Source organism: Enterobacter cloacae complex sp.6700776 (assembly GCF_048284255.1).
GTDB lineage: Bacteria > Pseudomonadota > Gammaproteobacteria > Enterobacterales > Enterobacteriaceae > Enterobacter > Enterobacter intestinihominis.
The window spans coordinates 93,687-110,870 of the sequence record NZ_JBLVYK010000003.1; the positions used below are offsets into that span (position 1 = coordinate 93,687).

Consider the following 17,184-nt stretch of genomic DNA (forward strand, 5'->3'; position numbering starts at 1 on the left):
TGCTAGCTGTACCAGGAACCACCTCCTTAGCCTGCGTAATCTCCCTTACGCGGGCTTATTTTTTTGTTAACTCCTGAAATTTTTCCCCCTGATAAATATGGCGTTGCATTGACCCGGGAAAGGTTTGTGTCAGCATTAGGCGTATCATCTAAGCAAGTCGAACGAACAAAGGATCCTAATCACATTTTTTAATGGCTTTGAGAGGGATGAACACTATTCGGAACATTCCTAATTTTAAGTGTTAACAGGACCTTTACTCTTGATTTATTAACAATCAACGTTTCACACGGACGGAGAGATGAAGTGACATTCACAGGACAATTTTCAAAGGATCTTCCAGATTACGAACTCGCACGCAGTCTTGGTCTTGCCTCTGGCGGCGATATAAATTTCACAGCACTTGCAGGTCAACTGGACTGCAGCAGAAATTTTAGCCAGGCCGGGATTATCTACTCAGACGGTACACGTCAGTGGCTAGTACGGCCATCAAGAAGGATTGCGACACCAAACGAAAGCTCGGTTAGTCATGTAGTCATAACCAAAGTAAATGCCTCACAAGTTAACCCCGTTCACGCAACAACGGCTACGATTCAGTCCCCTTCCCTGGCGACTGAAATTGGTTCAACGGCAATTTCCTGCGGAGCCGCAATTCTTACTGTTGTACTTGCGGCAGGGGCCGGTATGGCTATACCTCTCACTGCAGGGTCTTCCGGTGCTATAGCCGCTGTGATTTTAGCCGGTGGTGTAGCAACTGGAATTCAATGTGCAAATGGGCTTGGCCGACTATCGTTGATTGCTATGAATCACGATGACTACGTTGCGTGGATGGACTCCCAGGAGTGGTATACAGCAACCAACACAGCCCTGGATGCGATTTCTCTTGCCGGGGCTGCTGCGGGTTTAAAAAGCGCTGCATTAACATATCGCCTTCTTAACCGTTCATCGTCTGAGAGTTTGCTCTCCTTATTACAAAAAATGAGCCGGGCCGACCGTACGCGATTAACAGAGGAGATTATTCGTATCCGCAATCCCGGCATCTCGAATTCAGGTGTAAAAGCAGCAATGAAGGCAGGCGTGTATCCCAAACGTTATCCGTCAGAAGCGTTGCAGTTGCTCTTACAGCGTGAGTTGCTGAATACCATTTCAAATTCTTCTGCCTTCGTTGGAAGTGCCATCTCAGGAAATATCAGAAATCCACAGAATGTTGCACAAACGGGTAAATACATTTTTGGTTTAATTCAGTCTTTTTCATTTACAGGAAGTTATTGACCCGTCCATGATGAAATACATTAAAGATAGCCTTGCATTAAGTGCTTTGGTTAAAAGTAAAATGGCGACCGATGATCCCAACCAGCTTGAAACATTAAAAGAACAGTTAAAAGATCGGTTCGGCGTTCCTGTGGGCGTCCATATGACAGGAATTCCTTTGGCAGTGAGCACGTTACTGGCTATTTTTTGCTACGCCATGCTGCAAGTATCCCTCTGGTTGTTGCTGTTTCGCTGGCTCGGCTTACCCGAATTTAAGGTTATGATGGGAGTATTCATTGCAGCGATTGTGTATTGTCTGGTAGTGATGAGCACGATGTTTCTGACTACACGAGGTTCTTTACCTGGATATAAACTGCATATTTTCGTCATTACGCTGACAGGCATAATGAGCATCATTTATTTCATCTGGACGGGGATTTCGCTTTTATTCGGCCCTGTTGAGAACTACACACCGCAAATAACCTCTTTGCTGGGGCTGGGATGTTTCTTTCTGAACATTATGTGGATGAATTCATCGATTTTTTACCGCTCCATTGCGCTAACGCTACATAATCGGGTCTGGCGTAAGCAGCTCAAAATCGAGGCAAGGCCAATGTCACACCTCAAACGTTGACCACAATAGTCAATTGAGCGGCAGTAGTATGCATTGTAAGCGCTACGGGGTTCTTTAGTCGATTTCAAAGCCCTTACGCGGGCTTATTTTTTGCCTTTCATCCTGTTCTTACCCGCTTTTTCCCTCTCTGGGATACACTCTTTCTATAGCTAAAAAAGGGAGCAACCCGGATGGCAACCTATCCAGACAGTTTATTAATTCTTAACGGCAAGAGTGCAGGCAACGATCTGCTGCGCCAGGCGATTACCGAATTGCGTGAAGACGGAGCATGCATACACGTGCGAGTAACGTTTGAAAAAGGCGATGCGGCGCGCTACATCGACGAGGGCATCAGGTTAGGTGTTCAGACCATCATTTCCGGCGGCGGCGACGGAACGATCAACGAGATCGCCGGTGCGCTCATTGACCTCAACGACGCAGCTCGCCCGGCGATGGGGATTTTACCGCTCGGTACCGCCAACGATTTTGCCACCAGCGCCGGTATTCCGGAGGATGTAGGAAAAGCGCTACAGCTGGCCATTCTCGGTAAGGCTACCGCCGTCGATATTGCTCAGGTGAATGAAAAAACCTGCTTTATCAATATGGCGACGGGCGGTTTCGGCACGCGCATTACCAGCGAAACGCCGGAAAAACTGAAGGCCGCGCTGGGCGGCGTTTCGTATCTCATCCATGGTCTGATGCGCATGGACACGCTCAGGCCCGACAGCTGTGAGATCCAAGGTGAAAACTTCCACTGGCAGGGCGACGCGCTGGTGATTGGTATCGGCAACGGGCGTCAGGCAGGCGGCGGACAGCAGCTTTGCCCGGAAGCGCTGATTAATGACGGTCAATTACAGCTGCGTATTTTTACCGGCGACGGGCTGCTGCCGGCGCTGTTTACGACGCTGACGCAGCCAGAGGAGAGCCCCAATATCATCGACGGGAAATCCGCGTGGTTTGAAGTGATCGCCCCACACGGCATGACCTTTAACCTCGACGGAGAGCCGCTCAGCGGCGAGCGATTCCGCATTGAGGTGTTGCCCGGGGCGTTGCAGTGCCGGTTGCCGCCGGACTGTCAGCTTTTGCGCTGATGTGTTGCCGGGTGGCGGCCCTCTTCCCGTATGCACTGAAGAGTCCCCTCTCCCCGTTGGGGAGAGGGTTAGGGTGAGGGGAAAAGACTTAAGCGATCGTGACCTTACTGTCCAGATAGACGTCCTGAACCGCGTTGATCAGCTTCACGCCGTCGGCCATAGATTTTTTGAACGCCTTACGGCCGAGGATCAGCCCCATGCCGCCCGCGCGTTTGTTAATCACCGCCGTGCGCACCGCATCGGTCAGGTCGGTTTCACCGCCTGCCGCACCGCCGGAGTTAATCAGCCCGGCGCGGCCCATATAGCAGTTCGCCAGCTGGTAGCGCACCAGATCGATCGGGTTGTCGCTGGTCAGCTTGCTGTAGACGCGGTCGTCGGTATAGCCAAAGTTCACCGCTTTATAGCCGCCGTTATTCTCGGCCATTTTCTGCTTCACGATGTCCGCGCCGATGGTCGCCGCAAGGTGGTTTGCCTGACCGGTCAGATCCGCAGAGACGTGGTAATCCACACCGTCTTTTTTGAACGAGCCGTTACGCAGATAGGCCCACAGCACGGTTACCATGCCCAGCTCGTGGGCGCGCTCGAACGCCGCGGAGATCTCTTCTATCTGACGACGCGACTGTTCAGAACCGAAATAGATGGTTGCCCCGACCGCCACCGCACCCATATTGAACGCCTGCTCGACGCTGGCGTAGAGCGTCTGGTCGTATTCGGTTGGGTAGCTCAGGGTTTCGTTGTGGTTCAGCTTAACGAGGAACGGAATGCGGTGGGCATAGCGACGCGACACGGAGGCCAGCACGCCGTAGGTGGAGGCCACGCAGTTACAGCCCGCCTCAATCGCCAGCTCGACGATATTTTTCGGATCAAAATAGAGCGGGTTCGCGGCAAACGATGCCCCCGCAGAGTGTTCAACGCCCTGGTCAACGGGCAGAATAGAGAGGTACCCGGTTCCGCCCAGGCGGCCGGTATTATAAAGCGTCTGCATGTTTCGCAGTACGGCAGGAGGACGGTTATTGTCGACCATGACGCGGTCTACGTAATCATGGCCAGGCAGATAAAGCTGGTCGGCTGGAATGGTCATACAACGATGCTGTAAAAGGCTGTCGGCGTCTTTGCCAAGCAGCTGCGCAATATCAGTCATAGTGATGCTCCCGTATGTCCGACATGATGTCGGAGCGTGTGATCCAAGCCCACGTTTTTGCAGGCAGACTAAGCCTGGTACCGACTTAACCTATTTTCCACCATTTGCAACTTTTTTAAGCACAATCTGCTGGCTCGTTTCATGTACAACATTTTTGTTACACTGATCAAACAATCGCCTTAAAGGTATTTAAAAGGTATTTAAAAGGTATTATCACATGGTATGTTACATGCGTACCTCTGACATGCAGGATTAAAAAATGAAAACGAAAGTCCAACTGTCATTCATGATGTTTGTTGAATGGTTTATCTGGGGCGCGTGGTTTGTGCCGCTGTGGCTGTGGCTGAGCAAGAGCGGGTTTACCGCCGGGGAAATTGGCTGGTCCTATGCCTGTACCGCTATTGCCGCGATCCTCTCTCCTATCCTGGTCGGCTCGCTGACCGACCGTTTCTTCGCCGCCCAGAAAGTGCTGGCCGTGCTGATGTTCGCTGGCGCGATTCTGATGTATTTCGCAGCACAGCAAACCCAGTTCAGCACCTTCTTCCCGCTGTTGCTGGCCTACTCCCTGACCTATATGCCGACCATCGCGCTGACGAACAGCATCGCTTTTGCGAACGTCGATGACGTGGAGGCTGATTTCCCGCGCATCCGCGTGATGGGCACCATCGGCTGGATTGCATCCGGCCTGGCGTGCGGCTTCCTGCCGCAGATGATGGGCTATAGCGACATCTCTGACACCAATATCCCGCTGCTGATGACCGCTGCCAGCTCCCTTCTGCTCGGCGTCTTCGCACTTTTCCTGCCGAATACCCCGCCGAAGAGCACCGGCAAGCTGGATATCAAAGTGATGCTGGGGCTGGATGCGCTGATCCTGCTGCGCGATAAAAACTTCCTGGTGTTCTTCTTCTGCTCATTCCTGTTCGCCATGCCGCTGGCTTTCTACTACATCTTTGCCAACGGCTATCTCACCGAAGTGGGGATGAAAAACGCCACCGGCTGGATGACCCTCGGCCAGTTCTCTGAAATCTTCTTCATGCTCGCTCTGCCGTTCTTTACCAAACGCTTTGGTATTAAGAAGGTCTTGCTGCTGGGGCTGATCACCGCCGCCATTCGCTACGGCTTCTTTGTTTACGGCGGCGCCGAACAATACTTCACCTACGCCCTGCTGTTCCTCGGCATTCTGCTGCACGGCGTAAGCTATGACTTCTATTACGTCACCGCGTACATCTACGTGGATAAAAAAGCGCCCGTGCATATGCGCAACGCGGCGCAGGGCTTGATCACGCTGTGCTGTCAGGGCTTTGGTAGCCTGCTGGGTTACCGTCTCGGCGGCGTGATGATGGAAAAAATGTTCGCCTATAAAGAGCCGGTGAATGGGCTGACCTTCAACTGGGCCGGAATGTGGACGTTTGGTGCAATCATGATTGTAGTGATTGCCGTGCTGTTTATGCTGTTTTTCCGCGAATCGGATAAAGAGATCACCGCAATTGAGGTGGTTGATGGCGATACCGCGCTGACACGAGGGGAAGTTAAATGAAACAAGACCGTATTCTCGGTGCTCTTTACGGGCAGGCGTTAGGGGATGCGATGGGGATGCCGTCTGAACTGTGGCCGCGCAAGCGGGTGAAAGCGCACTTCGGCTGGATCGACCGTTTCTTACCCGGCCCGGCTGAGAATAATGCCGCCTGCTACTTTAATCAGGCCGAATTTACGGATGATACGTCGATGGCGCTGTGCCTGGCCGACGCGATTATCGAATGCGACGGGGAAATTAATCCTGACGTTATCGGTAAGCATATTCTGGACTGGGCGCTGGATTTTGACGCGTTCAATAAGAATGTGCTCGGCCCGACCTCCAAAATTGCCCTGAACGCCATCCGTGACGGCAAGCCGGTGAGCGAGCTGGAAAATAACGGCGTCACCAACGGGGCGGCGATGCGCGCCTCCCCGCTGGGATGCCTGCTACCGGCCACGCGTCTGGCACATTTTGTTGAACAGGTTGCGTTAGCCTCCAGCCCGACCCATAAATCGGATCTCGCCATCGCCGGTGCGGTGGTGATCGCGTGGGCGGTTTCACGCGCTATCGACGGCGAGCGCTGGCAGAACATCGCCGATGCCCTGCCGGGTATTGCCCGTGCGGCGCAGGAGGCGAACACCACCACCTTCAGCGCATCGCTTTCCGCTCGTATTGAGCTGGCCCTGAAAACCGTGCGCGAAGCCAACGGTACGGAGACCGCCAGCGAGCAGATCTATCAGCTTATTGGCGCGGGCACGAGCACACTGGAGTCCGTTCCGGCGGCGATTGCGATGGTCGAACTCGCGGGCACCGATCCGAACCGCTGCGCGGTGTTATGCGCTAACCTGGGCGGTGATACTGACACTATCGGCGCGATGGCAACGGCCATCTGTGGCGCGCTGCACGGTGTACAGGCCATTGATCCGGCGCTTAAAAGCGAACTTGATGCCGTAAACCAGCTTGATTTCGGACGCTACTGCGAAAAACTGCTGCACTTCCGGGAGCAAAGGGAGGGCGTATGAGTGCTTTTGCCCGCCGTCTCGAAACCCTTCACGCTACGCGCCCCGTAACGGTGCTTGGCGCGGCGGTCATCGACGTGATTGCCGACGCCTACGCCCTGCCCTGGCGCGGGTGTGATATCGAGCTTAAGCAACAGGGAGTGAATATTGGCGGCTGCGCGCTGAATATCGCCATCGCCCTCAAGCGGCTCGGCATTGCAGCGCAAAACGCGCTTCCCGTTGGCCACGGCGTGTGGGCCGATATTATCCGTAATGCCATGGCGAAGCAGGATCTGCACAGCGCCGTGGAAGCGGAAACGGGCGATAACGGCTGGTGCCTGGCGCTGGTGGAGCCTGATGGTGAACGGACCTTCATGTCGTTTAGCGGTGTGGAGAATCAGTGGCAGCAACGCTGGCTGGATGGGTTGAGCGTGCCGGAGAAAAGCCTGGTCTATTTGTCCGGCTACCAGCTGGCGTCGCCCAGCGGCGAGCTGCTGACGGCCTGGGTGGAACGTCTTCAGGATGTGACGCTCTTTATCGATTTCGGTCCGCGCATCGCGGATATTCCCGACCCGCTGATGGCGCGGATTATGGCCCGTAAACCGGTTGTCTCGCTCAATCGGCAGGAGGCGGAACTTGCCGCCGAATGGCTTGGCGTGAACGTGGAACAGCTCGGCACTCAGTGGCAGCAACGGTTTGGCGCTGCGCTAATCGTACGCCATGATAAAGACGGGGCGGTCTGGTACGACGGTGACGCTTCCGGACACGTTCCGGCGTTTCCTGCTACCGTGGTCGATACCATCGGCGCCGGTGACAGCCATGCGGGAGGTACCCTTGCCGGGCTGGCTGCGGGATGGTCACTGCCAGAGTCGGTGCAGCTTGGCAATGCCGTGGCCGCCTGGGTAGTCAGCCATCGCGGTGGAGACTGCGCCCCCACGCGCGAGGCCCTACTCCTCGCACACAAAGACGTATAGGTCGCTGCGGCAGTAGCTGATGCTGTACTCAATTGGCCGCTGCTGTTGATCGAGCGCGACTTGCTTGATCACCAGCACCGGTATCTTATCGTCCATCTTGATATGTGCCTGAAACTCGTTGTCCGGCATCCGGGCGCTGACGCGGGAACGGGTGCGCTGCGGAAAGATATTCTGGCTGCGGAAGTAATCATAAAGCGAGACGCCAATGTCGTCCGGGTTGGGAATTAATCCTACCGGTACCCAGGACTCCTCTATCGATACCGCATCGTCATCCACGTAACGGATGCGCTTAAGCAAAAACACATCGCTTTCCGGCGCAAGGGAAAGATGGCGGGCGATCTCTTCCGGGCACTTCACGATGCGTTTATTGACCCACAGGGTGTTGGGCGTTTTGCCACGCAGCACCACCTGCTGAGAAAAGCCGCGCGCCTCTTTCAGCGAATATTCAAAGATATTGTTGATTTGCGTCCCGTATCCACGCGCGCGGGTGACGACGCCAGCCTCTTCCAGCGCCTGCATGGCTTTACGCACCGTAATACGCGACACTCCGGCCAGCTGGCTCAGATCGCGCTCGCCGGGCAAAATATTACCGTGCGCGAGCACACCGCTGCGCACCGCGTTCTTAACCGTTTCGGCAAATTTCAGATACAGCGGCGTGTTGTCCGGTGCGGCAATTCGTTCCTTGAGTTGAGCAATTAACCGGGTATGCGCTTGTTCCATCTCTGTTTTTCTCTGGCATGAGTTTCATGCCAGTATACGGCTTACCACCATGCATGAAAATGGTGAACCGGACCAATACCGTGACCCACTTCCAGAGAATCGGCTTTTGCCAGCGCGCCCGAGAGCCAGACCTTCGCCTCCTGCACCGTATCCGCCCATGTGGCGTGACGAGGACGCAGCGCCGCCAGCGCCGCCGAGAGCGTACAGCCCGTGCCGTGGGTGTTTTTGGTCTGGACACGTGGCGCGGTGAAACGTTGCGTGCCATCGTGGGTGAAAAGCCAGTCCGGGCTTTCTGCATCATCAAGATGGCCGCCTTTCATCAGCACCGCGCGACACCCCATCGCCAGCAGCGCATTCCCCTGCTCTTTCATCTCACGTTCGTTTTGCGCGTGTGGCGCATCCAGCAGCGCGGCGGCTTCAGGCAGGTTTGGCGTGATCAGCGCAACCTGCGGCAGCAGCTTTTTACGCAGGGTGTCGACAGCCGAGGCGGAGAGCAGCGGATCGCCGCTTTTGGCCAGCATCACGGTATCAAGCACCACGTTTTTTATCTGGTAGTGTTTGAGACGTTCAGCGACCGCTTCAACAATGTCCGCCTCTGCCAGCATGCCGATCTTGGTGGTGTCGATACGTACGTCGCTGAATACCGAATCCAGCTGCGCGGCGACAAAATCCGGGTCAATGCGATACACCGACTGTACGCCGCGCGTGTTTTGCGCAACCAGCGCGGTGATAACCGAGCACCCATATGCGCCGAGCGCAGAGAAAGTTTTCAGGTCTGCCTGGATCCCCGCTCCGCCGCTGGGATCGGTACCCGCAATAGTCAGGGCATTAATGCGCGTCATACCTGTTCCTCCAGCGCGTAAAGCGCGTCCAGAAACGCGGAGACAAAGCTGCCGGGCCCCCGGCTTTGAGTCAGGGCAACTGACCCTGCGCGCTTCATAAAGCCGCAGGCTGCCGCCGCGTTATCAAGCCTGTCGCCAGGCAGCGAGCAGCAGGCGGCGACGACCGCCGAGAGCGCACAGCCAGTTCCTACCACGCGGGTCATCAGCGGGTCGCCCCCCGCGACCGTACGGGTTCGCTGGCCGTCGGTGATGTGATCCACTTCCCCTGTGACGACTACAACGGCGTGGGTCTGGCGGGCAAGCACCTGCGCAGCGGTCAACGCGCTCGCTGCCGTATCGGTGGAATCGACCCCACGTCCGCCCGCACTCATTCCGGCAAGGGCGAGGATTTCGGAGGCGTTGCCACGAATGGCCGCAGGTTTAAGGGATAATATTTGCTGGCAAAAACGGGTGCGGAACGCCAGCGCGCCAACCGCGACGGGGTCCAGAACCCAGGGTGTGCCCGCGGCTACCGCGCTCTCAATAGCCCGACGCATCGACTGGGCGCGCGGCGCGGTGAGCGTGCCAACGTTGACGAGCAGGGCATCGGCAAGCGCGGCAAACTGTTCCGCTTCCTCGGCTTCGATCACCATTGCCGGGGAAGCACCGAGCGCGAGCAGAACGTTGGCGGTGAAGGTCTGCACGACATCGTTGGTCATACAGTGCGTGAGCGGGGAACGGGTTCGGAATTGATGTAAAACGTGTGAGTCGAGCAGGTCAGGCTGCATGGTTTCGCTCCTGCCGTGCGGAAAGAAGCGATGACCGGGTAGGCATCTGACTTCCCTACGCTGGCATTATCCAGATCAGGTAATACGGGTATTTCTCAAATGTTCAAGCGAACACTACCCCGAGTCAAATTACTTAGAAAACAATCATTTACACACAAACAATTTGTAGGTGTTTAGTGTAACCGGGGCCGTAGGCAGGGTGCAAGATTTTTCGAATTATCACAGTATTTATCACAGCAGTTATCACACCTGGAATAGCTAAATCACATAATGAAGCACCTGAAATGTGTTAACCCGCTTGTATACCGCTTAATGATGTTGAGCGTAGGAAAGTAGGCCGCAAAGCTAAAGCATTTGCGACCGTCGAAAGCTAAAGCCTTCCCGGTCATCGCTTCTTCACGCAAGGCAGGAGCGAACACAAAAGACTAAGAGCACCGATAAGGAAAGGCAGAAAGGAATCAATGAGAGCGACGATAGGAAGCATCAGCAATGTTTTCATAAGAGGTAATGAAACGACACGTATCAATACTATAGAGTTTATTACCTGGATCTTTTGCATCTTTATCGAGGCAAATTTTATTATGCGGATCTAACCAATCTTCATACCCTTCAAGTGTTTTGATGTCGTTAGCAAAATTAGCAAAACAACACCAACGAGGGGCAACACTACAACCTTTATAGCTAGGGAAATCTAAGTGATACTTTTCACTATAACAACGTGTAAGCATATGTACCCATAAACTATAGATTCTTGTAAGTTTTCCATTAATCGTAGTTGGTACACCCACTCCTATAAAACCAACCTCACAAACCGAGATTGCATAGGGATCTTTTACTTGTCCTGATTTTAAATTTCTTGCTCTAACCTTTGTAATGAAACCTGTATTATCAAATTTGATAGTTACGCTATCTTTGTTTGTATAATCAATGACAGTACAAAACCCACAATTGTTAGTAATGAATACATCACCAATAGTGATAGATGATTTTGGCATAATATTTACTTCCTTGTTTATCAGGCGGTATAAACAAAAACCTCCTAAATGATTAGATGATTCCCCGCCTGGAGATCTTCCTTTCATATTAGGAGGTTTCGTTATTTTATCACTAACGTGATCACAAACATGTTTTGAGAAGCTTAATTCTCGAATAAAAAAAGTTGGCAAATATTCTAATAATAAACACCAACTTAAAAACAATCAGACATTCCGGTTGTCAATAATTGTTTTTTGTTCCTGAAATTACTTATCCATCCATACATAAATAACAGGGAGCTTCGCAAGCGCTTACGATTACTTTGTATAAATATATATGGATGATTAAATAATTTCGCAAGCTGAACGCAAGCTTAATATTCCGATAAGAGGGAAAACCACAATAAGGTAAAAGGGCATAAGAGAACGATAAGGGAAATAACTAACTCTCTTATATAAATTTTATTGGCTTTTGCTTTTCTCTATCGGTGTTTTTGAATTTAATGTTTTGATTTTACTTACAACCAAATCTATGATTTGTGTTGTTATTAGAAGGATTAGAAAGTAGATTAATAACTTTCTTTAATTGCTTACCTATACGAATAAAACAAGTTTTATTCGAGTAAGTCAAAATCAAAAACATATTTACAAAGAGTAATAAGTAACTCCTGAAGTATTTATGAATTTGTAAGCTTTGCTTACTTTCATTCATTGCTCTCCTGTGTGAATATTCTCTTTTAATATTTAATTATAGCAACACTTGAAAAGGTCTTGGTGCCAGATTTTGTTACTTTTTTTACATTTTATTAAAAAATAGCACTTTTTGTTAAAAATCTTATATTAACCCGTTTTTCCTCATTCATAATGCTTACTTTCAGCTTCAATTAAAGTTAATTTCATATGAAAGTTATGAATTATGATTCAAAGTATACATTTAAAAAATCCATTGAATGAACTTGAAATATAATTTCATTTATAAACATCAACTTATACATCTAAAAACACAGCGTCTATACAACCCCTTGTTTTGTAATGCTTAAATGCCTTTAATATCACATCCAACCATTTAAGCTATATGTGCTAACTGTGATTTAGATCAACATTTCCAAACGTAAACTATTTATAGTTCAGCACCGTTACCACTTAATTAAATTAATGCGAGCCTTTCAAATGAAATGTATTAACAAATCAGTAATGGTTATTACTGTTTTTGGCATCCTGTTATCTAGTGTTGCTAAAGCTGCTACACCCGCTAGTGATGTAGTTCTTTCCAGTGGTCAGGATCTGGAAACAGCACATAGTAATTTGCAAGGTCAAGTTGATGGTCTATCGAATGATATTGCTGATGTGTATTTTAACAAAATCCCTGCAATCAATCAGGTAAATAGTCAACAAGATACAGCTATTAATGCTGCTTCCTCTGCTGCTTCTACTGCACAAGATACGGCGGATCAGGCTAAAACATTAGCTGATAAAAACGCTTCCCATATTGCGGCTTCTGATACTGTTGTAATTGAGCAAGGTAAACGCCTTACCACTGTTGAAGGTAATCAGGCTAGTGATCACGTTGAAATCCTGCGTAATGCACAAACAGCAAATAGTGCATTAACTACTGCAACAGCTAATACTTCTGCTATTGATAACGTCAACAGTGACTTACAAGGGGCTAAACAGCTTCTTGCTGATAAAGCACAGATTGCGCAAGATACAGCTAATCAAGCCGATACAAACGCTAACACTGCTCTTATCATGGCTGGTAATAACTCTACCCGCCTTACAGCATTAGAAAACGCTCCTAAGCCGACTAACGGCGTAGATGGTAAAGATGGTGTTGATGGTAAAAACGGGATCGATGGTAAAGATGGTGCTACAGGTGCGCAAGGTTTAAAAGGTGATACAGGCGCACAAGGAATAGCTGGGAAAGATGGTGCTCCAGGTGTTAAGGGTGAGAAAGGAGATAAAGGAGATTCCATCAAAGGTGATAAGGGCGACACTGGCGCTAAAGGTGATAAAGGGGATGCAGGTAAAGCTGGCTCTAACGGAATCACAACTACCATCACTAAGAAAGAAGTTGATACTAAAACTATCAATCTGGTTAAGTCACTCAATACCCAAACTACAGCACAAGCTAAAGATCTGAAAGCTGCTCAACAAGTGTTCGCACAAGCGCAAGCTAACACTAACTCTCAATTCAAGAGCCTGAAAGATGAAGTTGATAGCAATAAGAAAGAAGCCCGTTCAGGTGCTGCTAGCGCTGTAGCTATCGCCTCTATGCCTCAAGTAGAGAAAGAACAGGCTGTCATGTTCTCTGCTGGTGTAGGTAGCTTTAAAGACGAGCAAGCTGTTAGTGTGGGTGCATCCTTCCACGTTGGTAGCAACACCATCGTTAAAGCTGGCGTAAGCGATTCTACAAATAATGATCTTGCTATGGGCGCAGGCATCGGGATTGGCTTTTAAGAAAAACACGTAACTCGACTACATTCATAATAGAGGAAGCTTTTCAGGGCGACAGTACTTCGCTGATGGAAAGTATGATGATGGCCAATAACATGCTCAAACACATTTTTATTTCAGCTGCCCTGTATCTATTGCTTATTTCGGTCGGGGTCTGGATCGGCATTATGTACGTTTCTTATTATTTGTGTCGTTTTTAAGGTGATAAAATGAAAAAATCAATGATGCTAGTGTTAAGCGCTGCCGTACTTGCTGGGTGTATTTCGCCTGCACACGCCATTAGCGCACACTATCGTGCTCAGTTAGAGCGCTCGGGATGCACGCAAATTAGCGCTGGCGATGGATCTTGCGATATCAGCAAAACCAAAGCGGAAAACGCGGCACAACACGAACCAACGGCATCCGTTCACGATCCCCTTCGCGAAGCCTCGTTCTCGTCGGATACGGTTAACGCTACCCTTTCTAACGGCTTTTTTAGCGCTACCGTGAACGGCAAAAAAGCCAGCGTTAAACGTCTGAATGCGAATTTCTATGAGATCCATGGTAACGGTTTTGTGATATCGATAAGCCTGGATGAAAACGGTATTACGGACGCGTCATGGAATAAAACAAAGGGACGTGAACACGGCGTTTTACGCGTTACCCAAAAATAAACAGTCTAAGGAGGCTCTCCGCCTCCTTTTAGCCTGCCAGGCGCACAATTTGCCACACTCTTTCATCTGATTTTACAATGCTGACAATCCATATATAAGCCACTGTTTTTATTGAGAATAAACTGCATGTTTTTGCCGGAAAATGAGGTTATCCCCTCCCCTGTGCCCTGTGTCACAAAACAGTAAACAAATTAACCATTGAGCCCGGTGACAAAAGGCTCTATATTGGCGGCGTTTTTTTCAGGCCCCATCTGTTTTTTAACTTTTTATTCAATCGTTGCTCATAACGAAGCGGCGGTTGTAGGAGTGATATGATGACGGATAAAGTCCGTATTGACACCGTAGATGCCCACAAAAGCAACGAAACCTATCTGGCCCGTCAGGCCGAGTTTGAATCTAACGTCAGGAGTTATCCGCGCAAACTGCCTTTAGCGATCACGAAAGCAGAAGGCGTGTGGATCACCGATGCAGATAATAAAGAATACCTTGACTGTTTAGCAGGCGCAGGCACCCTCGCGCTTGGCCACAATCATCCTGATGTGCTGCAAAGCATCCAAAATGTCATTACCAGCGGCTTGCCGTTACATACCCTGGATCTGACTACGCCGTTGAAGGACGCGTTTTCAGAATACCTCCTCTCTCTGTTGCCTGGTCAGGGCAAAGAGTACTGCCTGCAATTCACTGGCCCGTCCGGGGCTGACGCCGTTGAAGCGGCGCTGAAGCTGGCGAAAAAAGTAACCGGTCGCAGCGGTATCATCAGTTTCTCTGGTGGTTACCACGGTATGACCCATGGTGCACTGTCCGTCACCGGTAACCTGTCTCCGAAAGAAGCGGTTGACGGTATGATGCCAGAAGTCCAGTTCATGCCTTACCCACACGAGTACCGCTGCCCACTGGGTATCGGTGGTGAAGCGGGCGTGAAGGCGCTGACCTACTACTTCGATAACCTGATCAACGACGTTGAAAGCGGCGTGCGTAAACCTGCCGCGGTGATCCTGGAAGCTGTTCAGGGCGAAGGCGGCGTGAACCCGGCTCCGGCTGAGTGGTTGCAGCGCATCCGTAAAGTGACTCAGGAACACGGCATTCTGCTGATCCTCGACGAAGTTCAGGCTGGCTTTGCCCGTACCGGTAAATTCTTTGCCTTCGAACACGCAGGCATTGAGCCTGACATCATCGTGATGTCCAAAGCAGTTGGCGGCGGTCTGCCACTGGCTGTGCTCGGTATCAAGAAGCAGTTCGATGCGTGGGCGCCTGGTCACCACACCGGTACCTTCCGCGGCAACCAGCTGGCGATGGCAACCGGTCTGACGACGCTGAAGATCCTGAAAGACCAGAATATCGCGGGCAAAGTTGCCGCACAGGGCGAATGGCTGAAAGGCCAGCTGAAAGAGATGGCGAAACGCTATCCGGTGATCGGCCACGTTCGCGGTCTGGGCATGATGATCGGTATTGAAATCGTTAAGCCACATGAAGCCGCCGACCACATGGGTTGCTTCCCGGGCGATGGCGAGCTGTCTGCACTGATCCAGAAGAAGTGCTTCGAAGCAGGCCTGATTCTGGAGCGTGGCGGCCGTAACGGTATCGTTCTGCGTCTGCTGCCGTCACTGCTGATCAGCGATGACGAGCTGAAAGTCTTCCTGGATAAATTCGAGCAGGCACTGCTTGCTGCGGGCGTTCGCCCGGCGTAACCGGAGTTGTTGATTACGATGTCTGATTCAAACCCAATTTTGTTCTCCTCTGCCCAGAGCATTGAAGCTTACCAGCAGGCGATTGAACAAAGCACTCAGGCTGTGATGCAGTGGCTGAAACAGCCTGAGATGTACCAGGGCAAAACGGTCGCGGAGCTGCGCGACCGTATTAAGCTGGATTTCAACCCGAAAGGGCTGGGCAACGAAGCGGCGATTGAACGCGCCGTGGAGTTCTTCCTGAAAGACAGTTTGTCCGTTCATCACCCGCAGTGCGTGGCGCACCTGCACTGCCCAAGCCTGGTCGTAAGCCAGGCGGCGGAAGTGCTGATTAACGCCACCAACCAGAGTATGGACTCCTGGGATCAAAGCCCGTCCGCAACCATTATTGAGATCAAGCTGATCGAATGGCTGCGTACCCGCGTGGGTTATCAGGCTGGCGACGCAGGCGTCTTCACCAGCGGCGGCACCCAGAGTAACCTGATGGGCCTGATGCTGGCGCGTGATGCGTTCTTCGCGCGTCAGGGCCACTCGGTACAGCAGGACGGTCTGGTGGGCGATCTGCGCAAAATTCGCGTGCTGTGCTCTGAAAACGCCCACTTCTCCGTGCAGAAAAACATGGCGCTGATGGGCCTGGGCTACCAGTCCGTGGTGCAGGTGAAAACTGATGAATTCTCCCGCATGGATCTCACCGATCTGGCGGCGAAAATCGAACAGTGCAACGCGAACGGCGAACAGATTCTGGCGATTGTGGCCACGGCCGGCACGACGGATGCGGGTGCTATCGATCCGCTGCGTGCCATTGCCGAGCTGGCTGCGAAACAGAATATCTGGGTACACGTTGATGCGGCCTGGGGCGGCGCGCTGCTGATGTCTGAGCAGTATCGTCACTACCTGGACGGCATCGAGCTGGTGGATTCCGTGACGCTGGACTTCCACAAGCAGTTCTTCCAGACCATCAGCTGCGGTGCCTTCTTGCTGAAAGAAGCGCGTCATTATGAGCTGATGCGCTATCAGGCGGCTTACCTGAACTCTGAGTTCGATGAAGAAGCGGGCGTGCCTAACCTGGTTTCCAAATCTCTGCAAACCACCCGTCGTTTCGACGCGCTGAAACTGTGGATGAGCCTGGAAGCGCTGGGTCAGGAGCAATATGCGGCAATTATCGATCACGGCGTGACGCTGGCACAGCAGGTTGCGGCTTACGTAAAAGAGCAGTCTGCTCTGGAACTGGTTATGCAACCCCAGCTGGCAAGCGTGCTGTTCCGCTTCCGTCCGCAGACCCAGATGGATGACGCCGGTATCGCCCTGCTGAACCAGAAAATTGGCGATGCGCTGCTGGAATCCGGCCGCGCAAACGTCGGGGTGACCGAGCATAACGGCGTCACCTGCCTGAAGCTGACCCTGCTGAACCCAACCGTGACGCTGGAGGACGTTAAAGTCCTGCTGTCTCTGGTTGAGCGTACCGCGCAGGAAGTGATGGCGAAGTAATGCTTTTCCCTCTCCCATCC

15 protein-coding genes and 1 riboswitch are annotated in these 17,184 nt (G+C 51.7%); of the genes, 10 read left to right on the forward strand and 5 right to left on the reverse strand.

Features of this window, described 5'->3' with window-relative positions; translation table 11 throughout:
- Positions 1 to 303 precede the first annotated feature (303 nt).
- From ACNQ0T_RS06585 to yegS, 3 genes are all read left to right on the forward strand, one after another.
- Positions 304 to 1,269: a hypothetical protein gene (locus ACNQ0T_RS06585; protein WP_063854376.1), complete on the forward strand. Its 966-nt coding sequence runs from the start codon at positions 304 to 306 to the stop codon at positions 1,267 to 1,269.
- Between the two features lie 7 nt (positions 1,270 to 1,276).
- Entirely contained in the window at positions 1,277 to 1,882 is a 606-nt protein-coding gene (locus ACNQ0T_RS06590; RefSeq protein WP_023306583.1) for a hypothetical protein, read from the forward strand.
- Positions 1,883 to 2,052: 170 nt separating this feature from the next.
- Positions 2,053 to 2,952 (forward strand): lipid kinase YegS, encoded by a 900-nt coding sequence (yegS, locus tag ACNQ0T_RS06595; RefSeq protein ID WP_023306584.1) that lies wholly within the window; start codon positions 2,053 to 2,055, stop codon positions 2,950 to 2,952.
- 88 nt (positions 2,953 to 3,040) lie between these two features.
- Here yegS and fbaB read toward each other — a convergent pair whose 3' ends face one another.
- Positions 3,041 to 4,093, reverse strand: coding sequence for a class I fructose-bisphosphate aldolase (gene fbaB / locus ACNQ0T_RS06600; protein WP_022648654.1), 1,053 nt, complete (start codon positions 4,091 to 4,093; stop codon positions 3,041 to 3,043).
- Between the two features lie 259 nt (positions 4,094 to 4,352).
- On the opposite strand from fbaB, the gene ACNQ0T_RS06605 reads away from it, so the two are divergent.
- Genes ACNQ0T_RS06605 through ACNQ0T_RS06615 form a run of 3 tightly spaced genes read left to right on the forward strand, consistent with a single transcriptional unit; the run spans position 4,353 to position 7,581 of the window.
- Positions 4,353 to 5,630, forward strand: a complete 1,278-nt coding sequence (locus ACNQ0T_RS06605) for a nucleoside permease (RefSeq protein ID WP_022648655.1) — start codon at positions 4,353 to 4,355, stop codon at positions 5,628 to 5,630.
- On the forward strand, positions 5,627 to 6,631 hold the full coding sequence (locus ACNQ0T_RS06610; RefSeq protein ID WP_022648656.1) for an ADP-ribosylglycohydrolase family protein: 1,005 nt from the start codon (positions 5,627 to 5,629) through the stop codon (positions 6,629 to 6,631). Before ACNQ0T_RS06605 ends, ACNQ0T_RS06610 begins: the two co-directional genes overlap by 4 nt.
- Positions 6,628 to 7,581, forward strand: coding sequence for a PfkB family carbohydrate kinase (locus ACNQ0T_RS06615; protein ID WP_023300563.1), 954 nt, complete (start codon positions 6,628 to 6,630; stop codon positions 7,579 to 7,581). Before ACNQ0T_RS06610 ends, ACNQ0T_RS06615 begins: the two co-directional genes overlap by 4 nt.
- Here the strand turns inward: ACNQ0T_RS06615 and ACNQ0T_RS06620 are convergent.
- The 4 genes from ACNQ0T_RS06620 to ACNQ0T_RS06635 form a co-directional block, all read right to left on the reverse strand.
- Complete coding sequence (locus ACNQ0T_RS06620) at positions 7,555 to 8,301, reverse strand: GntR family transcriptional regulator (protein WP_023300564.1); 747 nt, start codon at positions 8,299 to 8,301, stop codon at positions 7,555 to 7,557. The two genes, ACNQ0T_RS06615 and ACNQ0T_RS06620, sit on opposite strands and share 27 nt — an antisense overlap.
- 41 nt (positions 8,302 to 8,342) lie before the next feature.
- The gene (gene thiD, locus ACNQ0T_RS06625; RefSeq protein WP_023300565.1) at positions 8,343 to 9,143 is read right to left on the reverse strand and encodes a bifunctional hydroxymethylpyrimidine kinase/phosphomethylpyrimidine kinase; all 801 of its coding nucleotides are present in this window, start codon (positions 9,141 to 9,143) and stop codon (positions 8,343 to 8,345) included.
- On the reverse strand, positions 9,140 to 9,910 hold the full coding sequence (thiM, locus tag ACNQ0T_RS06630) for a hydroxyethylthiazole kinase (RefSeq protein ID WP_022648660.1): 771 nt from the start codon (positions 9,908 to 9,910) through the stop codon (positions 9,140 to 9,142). Before thiM ends, thiD begins: the two co-directional genes overlap by 4 nt.
- A 35-nt stretch (positions 9,911 to 9,945) precedes the next feature.
- Positions 9,946 to 10,042, reverse strand: a riboswitch (TPP riboswitch).
- A gap of 326 nt (positions 10,043 to 10,368) precedes the next feature.
- A complete protein-coding gene (locus ACNQ0T_RS06635; RefSeq protein WP_123906485.1) occupies positions 10,369 to 11,109 on the reverse strand; it encodes a hypothetical protein in 741 nt (246 codons plus the stop codon).
- 945 nt (positions 11,110 to 12,054) lie between these two features.
- Here ACNQ0T_RS06635 and ACNQ0T_RS06640 point away from each other — a divergent pair.
- The 4 genes from ACNQ0T_RS06640 (at position 12,055) to ACNQ0T_RS06655 (ending at position 17,164) form a co-directional block, all read left to right on the forward strand.
- Positions 12,055 to 13,341, forward strand: a complete 1,287-nt coding sequence (locus ACNQ0T_RS06640; protein ID WP_417929794.1) for a YadA-like family protein — start codon at positions 12,055 to 12,057, stop codon at positions 13,339 to 13,341.
- Positions 13,342 to 13,547: 206 nt separating this feature from the next.
- Positions 13,548 to 13,991 (forward strand): hypothetical protein, encoded by a 444-nt coding sequence (locus ACNQ0T_RS06645; RefSeq protein WP_022648666.1) that lies wholly within the window; start codon positions 13,548 to 13,550, stop codon positions 13,989 to 13,991.
- 311 nt (positions 13,992 to 14,302) lie between these two features.
- The gene (locus ACNQ0T_RS06650) at positions 14,303 to 15,679 is read left to right on the forward strand and encodes a diaminobutyrate--2-oxoglutarate transaminase (protein ID WP_032622473.1); all 1,377 of its coding nucleotides are present in this window, start codon (positions 14,303 to 14,305) and stop codon (positions 15,677 to 15,679) included.
- An 18-nt stretch (positions 15,680 to 15,697) separates the two neighbouring features.
- Positions 15,698 to 17,164, forward strand: a complete 1,467-nt coding sequence (locus ACNQ0T_RS06655) for a pyridoxal phosphate-dependent decarboxylase family protein (protein WP_038416407.1) — start codon at positions 15,698 to 15,700, stop codon at positions 17,162 to 17,164.
- The last annotated feature ends 20 nt before the right edge of the window (positions 17,165 to 17,184 follow it).

What these genes read in the sequence shown, in the direction of transcription:
- ACNQ0T_RS06590 (WP_023306583.1), top strand. Translation starts at nt 1,277, where the DNA reads ATGATGAAATACATTAAAGATAGCCTTGCATTAAGTGCTTTGGTTAAA.
- yegS (WP_023306584.1), top strand. Translation starts at nt 2,053, where the DNA reads ATGGCAACCTATCCAGACAGTTTATTAATTCTTAACGGCAAGAGTGCA.
- fbaB (WP_022648654.1), bottom strand. Translation starts at nt 4,093, where the DNA reads ATGACTGATATTGCGCAGCTGCTTGGCAAAGACGCCGACAGCCTTTTA.
- ACNQ0T_RS06605 (WP_022648655.1), top strand. Translation starts at nt 4,353, where the DNA reads ATGAAAACGAAAGTCCAACTGTCATTCATGATGTTTGTTGAATGGTTT.
- ACNQ0T_RS06610 (WP_022648656.1), top strand. Translation starts at nt 5,627, where the DNA reads ATGAAACAAGACCGTATTCTCGGTGCTCTTTACGGGCAGGCGTTAGGG.
- ACNQ0T_RS06615 (WP_023300563.1), top strand. Translation starts at nt 6,628, where the DNA reads ATGAGTGCTTTTGCCCGCCGTCTCGAAACCCTTCACGCTACGCGCCCC.
- ACNQ0T_RS06620 (WP_023300564.1), bottom strand. Translation starts at nt 8,301, where the DNA reads ATGGAACAAGCGCATACCCGGTTAATTGCTCAACTCAAGGAACGAATT.
- thiD (WP_023300565.1), bottom strand. Translation starts at nt 9,143, where the DNA reads ATGACGCGCATTAATGCCCTGACTATTGCGGGTACCGATCCCAGCGGC.
- thiM (WP_022648660.1), bottom strand. Translation starts at nt 9,910, where the DNA reads ATGCAGCCTGACCTGCTCGACTCACACGTTTTACATCAATTCCGAACC.
- ACNQ0T_RS06640 (WP_417929794.1), top strand. Translation starts at nt 12,055, where the DNA reads ATGAAATGTATTAACAAATCAGTAATGGTTATTACTGTTTTTGGCATC.
- ACNQ0T_RS06645 (WP_022648666.1), top strand. Translation starts at nt 13,548, where the DNA reads ATGAAAAAATCAATGATGCTAGTGTTAAGCGCTGCCGTACTTGCTGGG.
- ACNQ0T_RS06650 (WP_032622473.1), top strand. Translation starts at nt 14,303, where the DNA reads ATGATGACGGATAAAGTCCGTATTGACACCGTAGATGCCCACAAAAGC.
- ACNQ0T_RS06655 (WP_038416407.1), top strand. Translation starts at nt 15,698, where the DNA reads ATGTCTGATTCAAACCCAATTTTGTTCTCCTCTGCCCAGAGCATTGAA.